This is a genomic window from Micromonospora sp. CA-248089, assembly GCF_050948515.1.
In the GTDB taxonomy this organism is placed as follows: domain Bacteria; phylum Actinomycetota; class Actinomycetes; order Mycobacteriales; family Micromonosporaceae; genus Micromonospora.
Window position 1 is genome coordinate 3785863 of sequence record NZ_CP192016.1, and the last position, 16304, is coordinate 3802166.

General features: G+C 72.0%; 14 protein-coding genes. 4 read left to right on the forward strand and 10 right to left on the reverse strand.

The window, feature by feature from the left end; all coding sequences use genetic code 11:
* Positions 1-41: 41 nt before the first annotated feature.
* A complete protein-coding gene (locus ACQP26_RS18015; protein ID WP_269705560.1) occupies positions 42-434 on the forward strand; it encodes an SCO5389 family protein in 393 nt (130 codons plus the stop codon).
* A 14-nt stretch (positions 435-448) separates the two neighbouring features.
* Here the strand turns inward: ACQP26_RS18015 and ACQP26_RS18020 are convergent, their stop codons facing one another.
* Positions 449-853, reverse strand: a complete 405-nt coding sequence (locus ACQP26_RS18020) for a Fur family transcriptional regulator (protein ID WP_269705558.1) — start codon at positions 851-853, stop codon at positions 449-451.
* Positions 854-1080: 227 nt separating this feature from the next.
* Between ACQP26_RS18020 and ACQP26_RS18025 the strand changes: the two genes are divergently transcribed.
* Genes ACQP26_RS18025 through ACQP26_RS18035 form a run of 3 tightly spaced genes read left to right on the forward strand, consistent with a single transcriptional unit; the run spans position 1081 to position 3511 of the window.
* Complete coding sequence (locus ACQP26_RS18025) at positions 1081-1656, forward strand: copper chaperone PCu(A)C (RefSeq protein WP_433493468.1); 576 nt, start codon at positions 1081-1083, stop codon at positions 1654-1656.
* Positions 1653-2885 carry a Dyp-type peroxidase gene (locus ACQP26_RS18030; protein WP_433493469.1) on the forward strand — a complete coding sequence of 411 codons (1233 nt, stop codon included), beginning with the start codon at positions 1653-1655 and terminating at the stop codon, positions 2883-2885. Before ACQP26_RS18025 ends, ACQP26_RS18030 begins: the two co-directional genes overlap by 4 nt.
* Positions 2886-2905: 20 nt before the next feature.
* Entirely contained in the window at positions 2906-3511 is a 606-nt protein-coding gene (locus ACQP26_RS18035; protein WP_433493470.1) for a copper resistance CopC family protein, read from the forward strand.
* Between the two features lie 22 nt (positions 3512-3533).
* Here the strand turns inward: ACQP26_RS18035 and ACQP26_RS18040 are convergent, their stop codons facing one another.
* The 9 genes from ACQP26_RS18040 to araB all read right to left on the reverse strand — a co-directional run bounded on the left by ACQP26_RS18040 (position 3534) and on the right by araB (position 15807).
* Positions 3534-4523: a LacI family DNA-binding transcriptional regulator gene (locus tag ACQP26_RS18040; protein WP_269705553.1), complete on the reverse strand. Its 990-nt coding sequence runs from the start codon at positions 4521-4523 to the stop codon at positions 3534-3536.
* A gap of 315 nt (positions 4524-4838) precedes the next feature.
* The gene (locus ACQP26_RS18045) at positions 4839-6917 is read right to left on the reverse strand and encodes an RICIN domain-containing protein (RefSeq protein ID WP_281577548.1); all 2079 of its coding nucleotides are present in this window, start codon (positions 6915-6917) and stop codon (positions 4839-4841) included.
* 248 nt (positions 6918-7165) lie between these two features.
* On the reverse strand, positions 7166-8668 hold the full coding sequence (gene araA / locus ACQP26_RS18050) for an L-arabinose isomerase (RefSeq protein WP_269705551.1): 1503 nt from the start codon (positions 8666-8668) through the stop codon (positions 7166-7168).
* A gap of 26 nt (positions 8669-8694) precedes the next feature.
* Positions 8695-9687, reverse strand: coding sequence for a galactofuranose ABC transporter, permease protein YjfF (gene yjfF, locus ACQP26_RS18055; protein ID WP_091417258.1), 993 nt, complete (start codon positions 9685-9687; stop codon positions 8695-8697).
* A complete protein-coding gene (locus ACQP26_RS18060) occupies positions 9684-10754 on the reverse strand; it encodes an ABC transporter permease (protein ID WP_269705550.1) in 1071 nt (356 codons plus the stop codon). The genes yjfF and ACQP26_RS18060 overlap by 4 nt, the downstream gene beginning before the upstream one ends.
* The gene (locus tag ACQP26_RS18065) at positions 10751-12292 is read right to left on the reverse strand and encodes a sugar ABC transporter ATP-binding protein (protein WP_433493471.1); all 1542 of its coding nucleotides are present in this window, start codon (positions 12290-12292) and stop codon (positions 10751-10753) included. Before ACQP26_RS18065 ends, ACQP26_RS18060 begins: the two co-directional genes overlap by 4 nt.
* A gap of 72 nt (positions 12293-12364) precedes the next feature.
* Entirely contained in the window at positions 12365-13360 is a 996-nt protein-coding gene (locus ACQP26_RS18070; protein WP_269705548.1) for an ABC transporter substrate-binding protein, read from the reverse strand.
* A 96-nt stretch (positions 13361-13456) separates the two neighbouring features.
* A complete protein-coding gene (locus tag ACQP26_RS18075; RefSeq protein ID WP_433493472.1) occupies positions 13457-14128 on the reverse strand; it encodes an L-ribulose-5-phosphate 4-epimerase in 672 nt (223 codons plus the stop codon).
* Positions 14125-15807: a ribulokinase gene (araB, locus tag ACQP26_RS18080; protein ID WP_281577546.1), complete on the reverse strand. Its 1683-nt coding sequence runs from the start codon at positions 15805-15807 to the stop codon at positions 14125-14127. The genes ACQP26_RS18075 and araB overlap by 4 nt, the downstream gene beginning before the upstream one ends.
* Positions 15808-16304: the final 497 nt, after the last annotated feature.

Here is a 16304-nt window from a genome sequence, read left to right on the forward strand (position 1 = left end):
CGGTAATGGAAACCGTGTTCGTTAGCGATGACGGAGGACCCATGTCGCTCACCGTTCCGCCCGCCCTGCTGCACGCCGCCGAGACCGGTCCCGTGGACGAGGAGGCGTTCGTCGCCTGCGTCCGTGACTCCCTGCCGTACGCCTGGGAGACGGTCAGCCGGGTGGCCGCCGACCTGGCCGCGTCCGACGCCGAGTTCGCCGACAACGTCGTGCCCCCGCCCGGCGACGCCGAGCGCGGGCAACTGCTGCGCGCGCTGGCCAGCGACGCGATCCGCGCCGGTCTGGAACGGCACTTCGGGGTGACGCTGGCGTTCCAGAACTGCCACCGGGTGGCGGCGTTCCGCCGCGGCGCGGCCGGCTCCGAGGCGTACCGCCGGTTCACCTCCAGCCGGGGTCAGGTGCTCAACCAGTCCCCCACGCTGCGCAACTGCTGACGGCGCCCGGCGGGTCAGGCGGCGCAGCGGTCGCAGGTGCCGAAGATCTCCAGGGTGTGCCCGACGTCGGTGAACCCGTGCTGCGCGGCGACCTGGTCGGCCCACCGCTCCACGGCCGGGCCGGCCACCTCCACGGCCCGGCCGCAGCGGCGGCAGACCAGGTGGTGGTGATGGCGGCTCTGGCTGCAGCGGCGGTAGAGGTGCTCGCCACCGGGTAGCCGGGCCGAGTCGATCTCGCCGTTGTCGACGAGCATCTGCAGCGTCCGGTACACCGTGGTGAGGCCGACCTTCGCCTGCCGCTGGAGAAGCATCTGGTGCAGCTGCTGCGCGCTGTGGAAGCCGTCCAGCTCCCGCAGCAGCGCCAGCACCTCGGCGCGCTGACGGGTGTTGCGGGTCGCCCCGGTCGTCACCTGGCTCACCGTCGCCTCCCTCGTCCGGGCGCCCGCCCGGCACCCTCGTCCGGCCCGGCCGTGCCCGGCGCGCCACTGACACCCGGAACCATTATGCCTTCCGCGCGCACCGCCGATCCCCGGTCGGCCCGGTCCACCGAGCCGGGGTGTGACGTGACCGACCACCCCGGCCGGAACTTTCCGCCGCACCCCGCCGACAAACGGTACGAACACCGGATCATCGAGGGGACGAGGTCATGCCCAGCACCACCAGCCGCCGGTTCCTGCGCCCGGCGGCCCTGATCGGCGCCGCCGTGCTCGCCGCGTCGGTCACCGCCTGCGGGTCCGCGGACACGCCGTCCGCCGCCCCGTCGGCGTCCGGCTCGGCGTCGGCCTCGGCCTCGGCCTCGGCGAGCGCGGCGGCGGGCGTGCTCGCCGTCCGCGACCCGTGGGTGAAGGCCGCCGACAACGGCATGACCGCGGCGTTCGCCACCCTCGCCAACGACGGCGACACCGACGTCACGATCACCGGGGTGACCACCGACGTGTCCCGGGCCGAGATCCACGAGATGGCCATGGCCGACGGGAAGATGGCGATGCGGCAGAAGCAGGGCGGCGTCGTGGTGGCCGCCCGATCGCAGGCCGCCCTGGAACCCGGCGGCGACCACCTGATGCTGATGGACCTGGCCCGCCCGGTGCGCCCCGGCGACCAGCTCGACATCACGCTGACCTTCGCCGACGGCCGGACCCAGACGTTCACCGCGGTGGCGAAGCCGTTCACCGGCGCCCAGGAGAGCTACGCCCCCGGGCACGGCGCGAGCCCCGCGTCATGACCGGCGCCGGCGCACCCGCGCGCCGGGTCAGCCGGCGCGGCCTGCTCACCGGCGGCGCGATGGCCGCCGGGGGCGCGCTGGCCGGCGCCGGCGCCCTCGCCGCCGCCCGGTCCGGCACCCCGGCGGTACGCCCCGGCGACGCCGTCCCGGTGGCCCAGGTGGGCGACGCGGTCGAGCCGTTCCACGGCACCCGGCAGTCCGGCGTCACCACCGACCCGCAGGCGCACGCGGCGTTCGTCGCGTTCACGCTGCGGCCCGGCACCGACCGGGCGGCGCTCGGGCGGATGCTGCGGCTGCTCTCCGACGACGCGACCCGGCTCACCCAGGGCCGCCCGGCACTGGCCGACACCGAACCGGAACTGAGCCTGCTGCCGGCCCGGCTGACGGTCACGTTCGGCTTCGGTCCCGGGCTCTACGCCGCCGCCGGGCTCGACGACCGGCGGCCCGCCTCGGTCGCCGACCTGCCCGCGTTCGGCATCGACCGGCTGCAACCCCGCTGGTCCGGCGGCGACCTGCTGCTGCAGATCTGCGCCGACGACCCGCTCACCGTCGCCCACGCCCAGCGGGTCCTGGTCAAGGACAGCCGTCCGTTCGCCGTCGTACGCTGGGTGCAGCAGGGCTTCCGCCGGGCGGCCGGCGCCGAGCCGGGGCGTACCCAGCGCAACCTGTTCGGGCAACTCGACGGCACCGCCAACCCGAAGCCGGGCACGCCCGCGGACACCGCGGTGTGGGTGACCGACGGACCGGACTGGTTGCGGGACTCGACCACGCTCGTGGTGCGGCGGATCAGCATGAACCTGGAGACCTGGGACCTGCTGGGCCGCACCGACCGGGAACTCGCCGTCGGGCGGCGCCTCGACACCGGCGCGCCCCTGACCGGCCGGGCCGAACACGACGAGCCGGACTTCGCCGCGCTCGGCCCGGACGGGCTCACCGTCATCCCCGACTTCTCGCACCTGACCCGGGCCCGCGTCACCGACGACCGGCAGAAGATCCTGCGCCGGCCCTACAACTACGACGGCGTGCCGACCCCGGAGGGGAACGCGGACAGCGGGCTCGTCTTCGCCTCGTACCAGGCCGACATCGCCCGCCAGTTCCTGCCCGTCCAACGGCGGCTGGCCGAACGCGACCTGCTCAACGAGTGGACCACCCCGATCGGCTCCGCCGTGTTCGCCGTACCGCCCGGCTGCCCCGAGGGCGGCTGGATCGGCCGGCAACTGCTCGGCTGACCACCACAGGAAGGCGCGTCATGCGTACCCGTTCCGTCACCGCGCTGCTCGCCGCGGTCCTCACCACGATGCTGCTGGTACCGGCCACGCCCGCGGCGGCGCACAACTCGCTCCAGGAGGCCACGCCGGCGCGCGACGCCCGGCTCACCGCCGCACCGACGCAGGTCACGCTGCGGTTCATGCAGGGACTGAACCCCTCCTTCACCACGATCACGGTCAGCGATGCCGGTCAGCGCAAGGTCCCCACCTCCGCACCGGCGGTGGACGGCGCCACCGGCACGGTGACGATCGACGAGCCGCTGGGCAACGGCACCTACACGGTCGCGTACCGGGTGGTGTCCCGCGACGGCCACCCGGTCCAGGGGTCGTACCGCTTCACCGTGGCCGATCCGGCCGCGCCCGCACCGTCGGCTCCCGTCTCGCCGGCGGCTCCCACGCCGACGGCGGCTGCCGCGTCGGCAGGCGTGGACGGCGCGGGCGAGCCGGATGCCTCCGGTGCACGGTCCGGTGACGACGGCCCGCAGGTCGCGCTGCTGGCCGGCGGGGCGGTCGCCGGTCTGGTCGTGGTCGCCGGGGTCGTGCTGCTCGTCGCGCGCCGGGCGCGCGATCGTCGCCCGGATCGCTGACGACCGGGCGGGCCCGGCCGCCTCAGCGCAGGGGCGGCGGGCCGACGCTGCTGCGCGGGACCAGCGTCGGCGCGATCGTCTGCCGCAGCGGCCCGACGCTCGACGACTCGATCTGGGCCAGGAGCAGGTCGAGACTCGCCGCGGCGACCGCGCCGAAGTCCGGCCGCACCGTGGTCAGCGGCGGGATGAAGTACGCCGCCTCGGGCACGTCGTCGAAGCCGACCACGCTGATGTCGTCGGGCACCCGGCGGCCGTGCTCGTACAGCGCCCGCAGCACGCCCAGCGCCAGATGGTCGTTGGCGGTGAAGACGGCGGTGACCTCGGGCATCCGGGCGAGCATCTGCCCGCACCGGTAGCCCGCCGCCGCCGACCAGTCGGCCGGGACCAGTGGCGGGATCTCGGCGCCCGCCTGCCGCAGCGCCTCGCGCCACCCCTCTATCCGGCCGGCGCTGTCGAACCAGTCCGACGGGCCGGACACGTGCCAGACGGTGCGGTGCCCAGCGGCGAGGAGGTGCTCGGTGGCGGCCTTGGCGCCGGCGACCTGGTCCACGGTGACCAGTGGGATGGGTCGCCGCGGATCGCCGTCGACGGTCACCAGGGGCACGTCCTGGGGCAGCCGTTCGAGCGCCTCCCCGGCGGACTCGACCGGCGCGATCACCACGATGCCGGCGACCCGGTGCGCCAGGTGCCGCTCCACGGCGGCGGAGATGGAGCGGTGGTCGAGGTCGCGGACGCTGCCGATGCTCACCGCGAAACCGGCCTCGGCGGCGGTCTGCTCCAGCGCGGCCAGCAGCGACGCCGGACCGTAGAGCGTGGTGTTCTGCGCGACCACGCCGATCACCTGCGACCGGCCGGTGACCAGCGCGCGGGCCGCGCGGTTGGGCCGGTAGCCGAGTTCGGTGATGGCGGCCTGCACCCGCAGCCGGGTCTGCTCACGCACGTTGGGATGCCCGTTGAGGACCCGGGAGACCGTCTGGTGCGAGACTCCGGCGAGGCGAGCCACATCCGTCATCGCAGGACCGCGCACGGCCACCTCACTTTCGCCACTGCCCGCGGCCATGCCCGGTCGATCTCGCCGGACCGGCCCGGGTGGCGACAGTCTACGCCAGCCGTCCCATCGGTATCGGTACCGCCGATCGACCGTTCCCACCGTGGCGCGCCGATATCGCGGAATCGACCGGCGGCTCATTCCCTTCCGTTACGCAGTGGCACGAACAGGCAGCTCGGAGCGGGTGAAATTGGGCCCGGGGTGCGGCATTTCCGGCGATTGCCGAGCCGCACCCCGGGCTATTGAAGATGTGTCAACGGTCGCGAATGGTGACCGTTGTCACGGTGTCGTCAGCGAGAACTGCCGCACCGTCACCGCGCCGCCGAGCGATTGGGTGGCGTAGTTGAAGAAGCCGAACCGGTATCCCATGAAGAACTGCCACGCGTTGTTCAGCGTCAGCGCGTTGCCCAGCGACACGAAGTTGACCCCGTCGGTGCTGTACGAGAAGCGCGCCTGTCGCCCCGAGCCAGGCCGGATGTCGGCGTTGGCCCGCAGCCAGATCCGCCCGCCGGACACCGCCGCACTGGCGATCTCCGTACCGGTGCTCGTGGTGTTCCAGTTGTTCGAGCCCATGGTCAGGCCGTTCGTCATCACCACCCGGGTGGTGCCGTTGTCCCGCCGTACGCCGATCCAGGCCGAACTGTCCCGCAACATCGCCAGGCCGGCCCGGTCACCGTCGCGCATGGTCGAGTAGTCCAGCTCGATGGTGCCGGTGGAGGTCGGACCCTGGATGCGGTGGGTGAGCGTGTTGCGGGCCCGGTACAGGTCGTTCGTGACGCTGGCGGTCTGCAGGCGCAGGCCGTTGTTCACCGACCACCTGCTGTTGTCCGGGTTGTGGTTCCACTCGTACTGCACGCCGAGCGTGGTGCCGGAGAACGTGTCGGTGCCGGTGAGCGGCTTGACCGGGCGGGTCGGCAGCGGGTTCGGGTAGCTCGCGCCCCAGGCCCCGTTGACGGTCTGCACCTGCGGCCAGCCGTCGGAGGTCCAGGTGATCGGCGCCAGCGTCGGCATCCGCCCGCCCGGGTAGGCGTCGGTGAAGGCCATGTAGTACCAGGCGCCGGTCTGCGTCTGCACGAGCCCGCCCTGGTGCGGCACGCCGCCACCGGAGATCGGGCCGGGCATGTTGAGCAGCACCTGCCGCTGCTCGTACGGGCCGAACGGGCCGTTCGTGGACTTCAGCACGTACTGGCCGTTGGCCGGCCGGGTCAGCCAGATGTAGTACGCGCCGTTGCGCTTGTAGAAGCGCGCGCCCTCCAGCGTGCCGATGCTCGACGGCGTCTGGTAGACCTGCTGGGCCCGGACCTGGCTGCGCCCGTCGGCGGACAACTGGGCCACGCTGATGGTGCCGTTGCCGTACGCGACGTACATGGTGTCGTTGTCGTCGATCAGCATGCCGGCGTCGTAGTAGCAGTTGGGGATGGTGGCGAGCCGGCTCCACGCGCCGTCGACGGCGCCGGCGGTGTAGATGTGGGTCTGCGCGAAGTCGATGCACCCGGCCCAGTAGAACGTGCGGTTGCTCGGCCGGTAGTTCAGCGTCGACGCCCAGATGCCGTCCACGTACGCGTGCTCGTTGGCGCTGAGGTCGTACTTGGAGCCGAAGTCCAGCCGCGGCACGGAGTGCCCGGCGAACTCCCAGTTCACCAGGTCCCAGGAGCGCAGCACCGGCGCGCCGGGCGAGTAGTGCATGGTGGAGGCCGACATGTAGTAGACGTCGCCGACCCGGATGATGTCGACGTCGGCGAAGTCCTGCCAGACGGCCGGGTTGGTGAAGTTACCGCCCGGGGTGCCCGGGTTGCCGGGGTTGTCCCCGACGCGGACGAGCTGCCACTGCTGGTTCGCGCCGTTCCAGTCGTCGTACTGGACGATGTTGCCGCCGTCGGCGGTGGAGGCGTTCTGCACCTCCATCACCTTGTTCGAGTTACGGTTGATCAGCCGGACGTACCCGCTGTCGGAGTCGGCCAGCCGGAACTGCTGGTTGGTGCCGCCGTGGTCCGTCCACTGCACCACCGCCGCGCCGTTGGCGGTGGACGCGCCGGTCACGTCGAGCACCTTGCCGGAGTGCCGGGACCGCAGCCGGTAGTAGCCGCCACCGGAGTCCACGAACTGCCACTGCTGCCAGGCGCCGTCGTTGCGCGTCCACTGGGTGATCCGCGCACCGTCGTTCGTCGCCTGGTTGTACAGGTCCAGCGCCTTGCCGCTGTTGCGGTTCACCAGCACGTAGTACGCGCTGGTGTCCACTGTGGCAGCGGACACCGGCGCGGGCACGGCGCCCACCACCACGCCGCCGACCAGCAGCGCCACCACCCCGGCCAGCAGCCGGGACAGGCGTCCACGTCCACGGGACAGTCGAGCCGTCACCACGATCCTCCTTCGTCGACCGGAGCCCGGGCACGGCGGCACGGCCGACGACGTCGGCGTTATCGCTAACAGCGATGCCCACCCAGGCGGGAGTCGGATCCCTGGCAACTGCGGCGCAGATCGCGCCCGGAACGGCCCGCGAGCGGTGCCGGTGACCCTATCCATCGACTGTGAGCGATAACATGGCGTTCGTCAAGGCGTAACACGCCGCCCGCCGCGCGGGTCGGCGTGGCGGGCGGCGAACGGGTTCAGAAACCCCGGGCGAGCCGGTAGTACGCCTGGTTCCAGCGCAGCTCGTCGGCGAAGCGGTGCGGGCGCGTCTCGGCGTCGATGACCACCAGCTCGGTCCGGGCCATCGCGGCCAGGTCGCGCAGTTCCTCCACGCCGACGGCCTGGGAGAGCACGGTGTGGTGCGGGGCACCCGCGGTGATCCACGCCTCCGCCGAGCCGGCCAGGTCGGGCTGCGGACGCCAGACCGCGCGCGCCACCGGCAGGCGGCGCAGCGGGTGCGGCGGCGGCACCACGTCCACCGTGTTGGCGACCAGCCGGAACCGCTCCCCCATGTCCGCCATGCCCAGCACGACGGCCGGGCCGGGCGCCGCGTCGAAGACCAGGCGGACCGGGTCCTCCCGCCCGCCGATACTCAGCGGGTGCACCTCCGCGCTCGGCACGTCGGCGGCGATGCTCGGGCACACCTCCAGCATGTGCGCGCCGAGGATCAGCTCCTGGCCGAACGTCAGGTCGTACGTGTAGTCCTCCATGAACGAGGTGCCGCCCGGCACGCCGACGGCCATCGCCTTGAGCGTGTGCACCAGCACCGAGGTCTTCCAGTCGCCCTCGCCGCCGAAGCCGTAGCCGTCGGCCATCAGGCGCTGCACCGCGATCCCGGGAAGCTGGCGCAGCCCGCCGAGGTCCTCGAAGTTCGTGGTGAACGCCCGGAACCCGCCGGCCTCCAGAAACGCGCGCAGGCCCAGCTCCTGACGTGCCGCGTACCGCAGCGAGTCGTGCCGGTCCCCGCCGGGCCGCAGCTCCGGCGCCACTCGGAAGGTGTCGTCGTACTCCTTGACCAGGTCGTCCACCTGCGCGTCCGCCACCTGGTCGACGGCCGCGACCAGGTCGTTGACGCCGTAGGTGTTCACCGAGACGCCGAAGCGCAGCTCCGCCTCGACCTTGTCCCCCTCGGTGACCGCGACGTCGCGCATGTTGTCGCCGAAGCGCGCCAGCCGCAGCGTCCGCAGCGCCGACCAGCCGACGGCGGCCCGGGCCCAGGCCGCGACCCGGCCGACGACCCGCGGGTCGGTGACGTGGCCGGCGACGGTCTTGCGGGCGACACCGAGCCGGGTCTGGACGAACCCGAACTCCCGGTCGCCGTGCGCGGCCTGGTTGAGGTTCATGAAGTCCATGTCGATCTCGTCCCACGGCAGCGCCACGTTCGCCTGCGTGTGCAGGTGCAGCAGCGGCGTCCGCAGCGCGTCCAGCCCGGAGATCCACATCTTCGCCGGGGAGAACGTGTGCATCCAGGCGATCACCCCGACCGCGCCCTGCACCGCGGCGTCCCGGCACACGGCCAGGATGTCCGCGCTGGAGGTGAGGACCGGCTTCCAGACCACGCGTACGGGGATGTCCGGCGACTCGTCCAGGCGCGCGGCGATCTGCCGGGACTGCTCGGCGACCTGCCGCAGGGTGTCCTCGCCGTAGAGGCCCTGGCTGCCGGTGAGGAACCAGACCTCGGGCTGGGGGTGAGTTGCCATGTTGTTGCCTTCCGCGCTAGGAACCGTCACTTGAACCGGATGCCGATGAGGCGCTGGAGGAGGATGAACGCGAAGAGCAGGCCGCCGATCACGATCTTGGTCCACCAGGAGTTGAGGCTGCCGTCGAACGTGATCAGGGTCTGGATCACGCCCAGCACCAGCACGCCGAGCACGGTGCCGAAGACGTACCCGGAACCGCCGGTGAGCACGGTGCCACCGATCACGACGGCGGCGATCACGTCCAGTTCCATCCCGACGGCGATCAGCGGCGCGCCGGAGAGCGTGTAGAACGACAGCAGAATCCCGCCGATCGCCGAGCAGAGCCCGCTGATCGTGTAGACGGCGATCCGGGTCCGCGCCACCGGCAGGCCCATCAGCAGCGCCGACTGCGCGTTGCCGCCGACCGCGTACACGTTGCGGCCGAACCGGGTGTACGCCAGCACGTACGCCGCGATCAGCACCACCGCGAACGCGATCAGCACGCTGATCGACACGAAGTTGCCGGCCGGGTCACCGATGCGCTGCTGCGACATCGAGGTCCAGAAACCGTCGGTGATGGAGATCGAGGAGTCGCTGATGAACGTGCACATGCCCCGGGCGAAGAACATCCCGGCGAGTGTCACGATGAACGGCTGGATCTCGAAGAAGTGGATCGCGCAGCCCATCAGGAAACCGAGCGTCGGGCCGATCAGCAGCGCGATCACCAGCACCAGGGCCGCGGGCAGGCCGTCGCGCAGCAACGACGCCGACACCATCGCGGTCATCGCCACCACCGAGCCGACGGACAGGTCGATGCCGCCGGTCAGGATCACGAACGTCATGCCCACCGCGACGACGAGCAGGAAGCCGTTGTCGATGAAGACGTTGAAGACGACCTGGACGTTGGAGAAGGCGCGGTACTGGGACACGCCGATGCCGTACATGACCAGCAGCAGGGCGAGCGTGGCCAGCACCGGCACGTGCCGCCGGGGCAGGCTGGGCCGCCAGGAGCGGCCGGTGGTCAACGACGTGCTGCTCATGCCGGCACCTGCTCCTTCTCCCGCTGCGGGGCCGCCGGGCCGGGTTCGGCCCCACGCCGGCGCCGGCGCAGCCGGGCCCGGAACGCCGGGGCCTGCACGAGGCAGACGGCGATGACGACGACCGCCTTGAACAGCAGCGACGTCTGCGGCGAGATGTTCATCGCGTACACCGTGGTGGTCAGGGTCTGGATGATCAGCGCGCCGAGGACGGTGCCGCCGAGGGAGAACCGGCCGCCGGCCAGCGAGGTGCCGCCGATGACGACCGCCAGGATCGCGTCGAGTTCGATCCACAGGCCGGCGGCGTTGCCGTCGGCGCTGGAGACGTTCGCGGTGACCATGAAACCGGCGAGCGCGGCGCAGACGGCGCTGATCACGTAGACGAGGAAGACGATGCGCCGCGACCGGATGCCGGCGAGCCGGCTGGCCTCGGCGTTGCCGCCGACCGACTCGACGATCAGGCCGAGCGCGGTCCGCCGGGTGAACGCGGCCACGAGCAGCGCGGCGGCGAGCGCGATCAGGATGGCCAGCGGCAGCGTCAGGAAGTGCCCGAGCCCGATCGCCCGGTACGGACCGGAGTTGATCGTGATGATCTGGCCCTCGGTGACCAGCTGGGCGATGCCCCGCCCGGCGACCATGAGAATCAGCGTGGCGATGATCGGCTGGATGCCGATGACCGCCACGAGTATCCCGTTCCAGGCGCCGAGCACGAGCGCGGCACCGAACGCCAGGGCCAGCGCGGTGGCCACCGTGGCCGGGCTGTTCTGGTCGGCCGCCCCACTGATGTGCAGGCAGGCGATCGCGCCGCTGATCGCGCAGAGCGAGCCGACCGACAGGTCGATGCCGCCGGTGGCGATGACCAGCGTCATCCCGAGCGCGACCAGGATCAGCGGCGCGCTCAGCCGGAGGATGTCGATGGGCGTGCCGTACAGGTGGCCGCTCTTGACCTCGACGGCGAGGAAGCCGGGACGGTAGACGGTGTTCGCGGCGATCATGACCACGAGCACGAGCGCCGGCCAGAACAGGCGGTGGCCGGTCAGCGGGCGGAGGCGGTCGGCGACGGCGGTCATCGGGTCACCTCCTCCCGGGGTGTTCCACTGGCGATGGTGCGCATGACGCGGTCGGCGTCGAGCGTGTCGTCGTTGTCGAGCTGGGCGACCATCTCGCGGTCGCGCATGACCGCGACCCGGTGGCTCAGGCGCAGCACCTCCTCCAGCTCGGCGGAGATGAACAGCACCGCCATGCCGCCGTCGGAGAGCTGCACCACCAGCTTCTGGATCTCGGCCTTGGCGCCGACGTCGATACCGCGGGTCGGCTCGTCGAGGATCAGCAGGCGGGGCTCGGTGATCAGCCAGCGGGCCAGCAGCACCTTCTGCTGGTTGCCGCCGGACAGGTTGCGCACCGGCAGTTCCGGGTTGGCCGGACGGATGCTCAGCGCCTCGACGTACCTGCGGACCAGCTCGTCCTGGCGGCGGCGCGGGATCGGCCGCAGCCAGCCGCGCGCGGCCTGCATCGCCAGGATCATGTTCTCCCGGACCGTGAGTTCCGGGACGATGCCCTCGGCCCGGCGGTTCTCCGAGCAGAACCCGACGCCCTGGCCGATGGCCTGGATCGGGTTGCGCACCGGCGCCCGGCCGCCGTCGAGGCGGACCTGGCCGTGGTCGGCCCGGTCCGCGCCGAAGATCAGCCGCGCCACCTCGGTCCGGCCGGAGCCGAGCAGGCCGGCCAGGCCGACCACCTCACCGGCGTGGATGCGCAGGCTGAACGGGGCGACGGCGCCGCGCCGGCCCAGTTCGGCGGCGTCCGCGAGCGGGGCCTTGTCCGCGGTGTCGACGGTGGCGCGCTTCTGCTGCTCGTCGAGCCGCTCCAGCACGTCCAGCTCCTGCCCGATCATCTTCTCGACCAGGCTGAACTGCGGCAGCTCCTCGGTGCGGTACTCCCCCACGAGCCGGCCGTTGCGCAGCACCGTGATCCGGTCGGCGATGCCGTAGACCTGGTCGAGGAAGTGGGTGACGAACAGGATCGCGATCCCCTCGTCGCGCAGCTGCCGCATGATCCGGAACAGCTGGGCGACCTCGCCGGCGTCCAGGCTGGACGTCGGTTCGTCCAGGATCAGCACCCGGGCCCGCACGTCGATCGCCCGGGCGATGGCGACCATCTGCTGCACCGCCAGCGAGTACGAGCCGAGCGGCGCGCTCACGTCGAGGTCCAGGTCGAGGCGGGCCAGCAGGTCACGGGCCCGGCGGCGCATCTCGCCCCAGCGCACCGCACCGAACCGGCGGGGCTCCCGGCCGATGAAGACGTTCTCCGCCACCGACAGGTTGGTGCAGAGGTTGACCTCCTGGTACACGGTGCTGACACCGGCCGCGGCGGCCTGCATCGGACCGCTGAACGAGACCTGCTCGCCGCCGAGCGTGACGACGCCCGCGTCGGTCCCGTAGACGCCGGTCAGCACCTTGATCAGGGTGGACTTGCCGGCGCCGTTCTCGCCCATCAGGGCGTGGACCTCGCCCGGGAACAACCGGAAGTCCACGTCGTGCAGCGCGCGGACCCCGGGGAAGGTCTTGCTGATACCGGTCATGGTCAGGACCGGACGGCTACCCGTCATCCCATCGGACCTCTTCTTTTGCGGTGGTGGTGCGGGGGCCGCCGTCGGTTGCGACGGCGACCCCCGGGTGACTCAGTACTTGCGGTTGGGCAGTGCCTCCTTGGCCTGCTCCTGGGTGAACGTGGTCTCCTCGGTCTCGATCCGGGCGGGCACCTCCTCGCCGGCCTTGACCTTCTTGACCAGCTCCATCAGCTGCGGGCCGAGCAGCGGGCTGCACTCGGCGATGAAGTTGAACTTGCCGTCCGCGAGGGCCTGCATGCCGTCCTTCACCGCGTCGACGGTGATGATGGTGATGTCCTTGCCGGGCGTCTTGCCCGCCGCGGTGATCGCCTCGAGCGCGCCCAGGCCCATGTCGTCGTTGTGCGCGAACAGCACGTCGATCTTCGGGTTGGCCTTGAGGAACTGCTCCATGACCTGCTTGCCACCGGCGCGGGTGAAGTCACCGGACTGCGAGGCGACGATCTTCAGGTTCGGGTTGGCGGCGATCGCCTCGGCGAAGCCCTTCTTCCGGTCGTTGGCCGGCGCCGAGCCGGTCGTGCCCTGCAGCTCCACGATGGTGACCGGGCCGGACGCCGCCTTCTTCTGCTCCACCAGCCACTCGCCGGCGAGGCGGCCCTCCTTGACGAAGTCCGAGCCGAGGAACGTCTTGTAGAGCGACTTGTCGGCCGAGTCGACCGCGCGGTCGGTCAGGATGACCGGGATCTTCGCGTCCTTGGCCTCCTTGAGCACAGTGTCCCAGCCCGACTCCACCACCGGCGAGAAGGCGATCACGTCGACCTTCTGCTGGATGAAGTTGCGGATCGCCTTGATCTGGTTTTCCTGCTTCTGCTGCGCGTCGTCGAACTTCAGCTCGATCCCGGCCTCGGCGGCCGCTTCCTTGATCGAGGTGGTGTTCGCGGTGCGCCAGCCGCTCTCGGCGCCCACCTGGGAGAAACCCAGGACTATCTTGTCGTTGCCGCCACCGGCGTCACCGCCGGTGTCGCTGTTGCCGCAGGCCGCCATGCTGCCGGCGAGCAGCACGCCGGCGAGCGCGGCGATGGCCCTGCGGGCCGTGCTCCTGGTACTCATCGGTTCTCCTCCGGGGTTGGAAGTTCCGGACGCGCGGCGGGGAGCCGGTGCGGCCGGGTGTGGTGGTGGGGTGGATGCGCGGCGCCCGGTCCGGGGTCAGGGCGCCGGCGGACGTTGGCCGTAGACGTTCTGGTAGCGGTCGTAGAGCGAGTCGATGTCGGCCTGCGCGATCGGCACCGGCTGGCCGAGCGCCCGGGCCAGGTGTGCGGTCCGGGCGACGTCCTCGCACATCACCGCGGCCTTGACCGCCGCCCGCGCGTCGCGGCCGATGGTGAAGACGCCGTGGTTGCGCATGAGCACCGCGGGCGAGCGGTGCCCGGCCAGCGTGCTGACGATGCCCTTGCCGATGTCGTCGCCGCCGATCAGCGCGAACGGCCCGATCGGGATCTCCCCGCCGAACTCGTCGGCCTGCGCGGTCAGCCAGCACGGGATCGCCTCACCGCGGGCCGCCCAGGCGGTGGCGTATCCGCTGTGGGTGTGCACGACGCCCCCGACCTCGGGCATGGCGCGGTAGACGTAGGCGTGCGCGGCGGTGTCGCTGGACGGGGCGCCGTCGCCGTCGACCACCGCGCCGTTGAGGTCGCAGACCACCATGGCCTCGGCGGTCAGGTCGTCGTAGTCGACACCACTCGGCTTGATGACCATCAGGTCCTGACCGGGTACGCGGGCCGACACGTTGCCGGCGGTCCAGGCCACCAGGTCGTAGCGGGTCAGTTCGCGGTGCAGGCGGGCCACGGTTTCGCGCAGCGCGGTCACCTGGCTGTTCATCCGACCACCTCCAGGGTCGCGGCGGTGCGGTCCGCGGCGGCGTCGGCTGCCGCGTTGCGGATCGCCCGCAGGCGGAGCATGACGTCGTTCGCGCCGCGACCGAAGTGGTCGTGCAGGGCGCGGTACTCGGCGTAGAGGGCGTCGTAGGCCCGCACGTTCTCCGGGACGGGCCGGTAGACGGCCTCGTCGATGCGTCCCATCGCGGCGGACGCCTCGTGGATCGTCGGGTACGCCCCGGCGGCCACCGCCGCGTGGATGGCCGAGCCGAGCGCCGGGCCCTGGGCGGAGCCGATGATGCTCAGCGGCCGGTTCGTCACGTCGGCGTAGATCTGCATGAGCAGCCGGTTGGAGGTGAGCCCACCGGCCACCACCAGGTCGTCGACCGGCACCCCGGCCTGCGCGAACGCCTCGACGATCATCCGGGTGCCGTACGCGGTGGACTCCAGCAGCGCGCGGTAGACGTCCGGCGGCCGGGTGGCGAGCGTCAGCCCGACGATCATCCCGCTCAGGTCGTGGTTGACCAGCAGGGACCGGTTGCCGTTCCACCAGTCCAGCGCCACCAGGCCGTGCGCGCCGACCGGCTGGGCGGCGGCGGCCTCGGTGAGCCGCTCGTGCGAGTCGAACCCGGCCGGGGCGGCGTGCCGCACGAACCAGCCGAAGATGTCCCCCACGCCGCTCTGCCCGGCCTCGAAGCCCCAGGCGCCGGGGCTGATGCCGCCGTCGACCACGCCGCACATGCCCGGCACCTCGGCCGGGTGGGTGCCGTTGAGCACGTGGCAGGTGGAGGTGCCCATGATGGCGACCAGCCGGCCCGGCCGCAGCGCCTGGGCGGCGGCGGCGGTGACGTGCGCGTCGACGTTGCCGACCGCGACCGCGATGCCCTCGGGCAGACCGGTCCAGGCGGCGGCGCGGGCGCTGAGGGTGCCGGCCCGCGCGCCCAGCGGCAGCAGCGGACCGTCCAGCTTGGTCACGAAGTCGGCGAAGCCGGGGGCGAGCGCGGCCAGGTAGTCCGGCGACGGGTACCGGCCGTCCTGCCGGATGCCCTTGTAGCCGGCGGTGCAGACGTTGCGCGTCTCGGCGCCGCACAGCTGCCAGACGATCCAGTCGGCGGCCTCGACGAAACGCTCGGCGCGCCGGTAGACCTCCGGATCCTCCTCCAGGATCTGCAGGCCCTTGGCGAACTGCCACTCCGCGGAGATCTTGCCGCCGTAGCGGCCGAGCCACGACTCGCCGCGTTCGGCCGCCAGCGCGTTGATCCGGTCGGCGTGCGGCTGCGCGGCGTGGTGCTTCCAGAGCTTCACCCAGGCGTGCGGCCGGTCGCGCAGGTCCGGGATCTCGCACAGCGGCGTGCCGTCGGCGAGGGTCGGGAGCACGGTGCAGGCGGTGAAGTCGGTGCCGATGCCCACCACCCGGGACGGGTCCACGCCGGCCTCGGCGAGCGCGGCCGGCACCGCGTGGCGCAGCACGTCGCGGTAGTCGTCCGGGTCCTGGAGGGCCCAGTCCGGGGGCAGAGCCGGGCCGCCGTCGGGAAGCGCGGTCTCGATGACCCCGCGCCGGTATTCGTGCACCGCCGTACCGAGTTCGGCGCCGTCACGGACCCGGACCACGAGCGCCCGCCCGGACAGTGTGCCGAAATCGACCCCGATCACGTACCGATCCGACGCGTCCACTTCGCTCATTTGCACCTCCGCCGTGTCACGGGGTTAGTGTTAGCGCTCACATATACATCCGTCAAGACACCTCCGGGCAACAGCTGCGTAACGAGCGGCGGCACCCGGAACCGGCGTCCGCCGCCCCGCGCGGACCGGCCCTGCCGCCGGCCGGGAGATCCACGCCGACGGCGCGGCCGAACCGCGGGCCGACGACCTGTTAACGACAACAATCGATGGAACTTCCGGAAATTCTCTCGGCGCTCCCGCCGCCCCGGGCCCAGGCGTCCAGACACCGCCGCCGAGCCGCTCAGAGGGCCGCTCAGCGGCTCTTTTTCTCGCCGCGACGCCCGCGGCGACCGGCGGCCGCGGGCCGCCCGGGGGTCGTCAGCCTATTTACAGTGTTTGATGTCAGCGATAACATTTCGCCATCCCCACACTGTGGCGCCGCTGTCCGGGAAACCCCGGCGCCGCAGCCGGGCGGCGACGGACGGCGACCCCGTCGACCGCCGGAACCCCCACCACCC

Coding starts and splice junctions, on each gene's coding strand:
- ACQP26_RS18015 (WP_269705560.1), top strand. CDS start 42: ATGTCGCTCACCGTTCCGCCCGCCCTGCTGCACGCCGCCGAGACCGGT.
- ACQP26_RS18025 (WP_433493468.1), top strand. CDS start 1,081: ATGCCCAGCACCACCAGCCGCCGGTTCCTGCGCCCGGCGGCCCTGATC.
- ACQP26_RS18030 (WP_433493469.1), top strand. CDS start 1,653: ATGACCGGCGCCGGCGCACCCGCGCGCCGGGTCAGCCGGCGCGGCCTG.
- ACQP26_RS18035 (WP_433493470.1), top strand. CDS start 2,906: ATGCGTACCCGTTCCGTCACCGCGCTGCTCGCCGCGGTCCTCACCACG.
- ACQP26_RS18040 (WP_269705553.1), bottom strand. CDS start 4,523: ATGACGGATGTGGCTCGCCTCGCCGGAGTCTCGCACCAGACGGTCTCC.
- araA (WP_269705551.1), bottom strand. CDS start 8,668: ATGGCAACTCACCCCCAGCCCGAGGTCTGGTTCCTCACCGGCAGCCAG.
- yjfF (WP_091417258.1), bottom strand. CDS start 9,687: ATGAGCAGCACGTCGTTGACCACCGGCCGCTCCTGGCGGCCCAGCCTG.
- ACQP26_RS18060 (WP_269705550.1), bottom strand. CDS start 10,754: ATGACCGCCGTCGCCGACCGCCTCCGCCCGCTGACCGGCCACCGCCTG.
- ACQP26_RS18065 (WP_433493471.1), bottom strand. CDS start 12,292: ATGACGGGTAGCCGTCCGGTCCTGACCATGACCGGTATCAGCAAGACC.
- ACQP26_RS18070 (WP_269705548.1), bottom strand. CDS start 13,360: ATGAGTACCAGGAGCACGGCCCGCAGGGCCATCGCCGCGCTCGCCGGC.
- ACQP26_RS18075 (WP_433493472.1), bottom strand. CDS start 14,128: ATGAACAGCCAGGTGACCGCGCTGCGCGAAACCGTGGCCCGCCTGCAC.
- araB (WP_281577546.1), bottom strand. CDS start 15,807: ATGAGCGAAGTGGACGCGTCGGATCGGTACGTGATCGGGGTCGATTTC.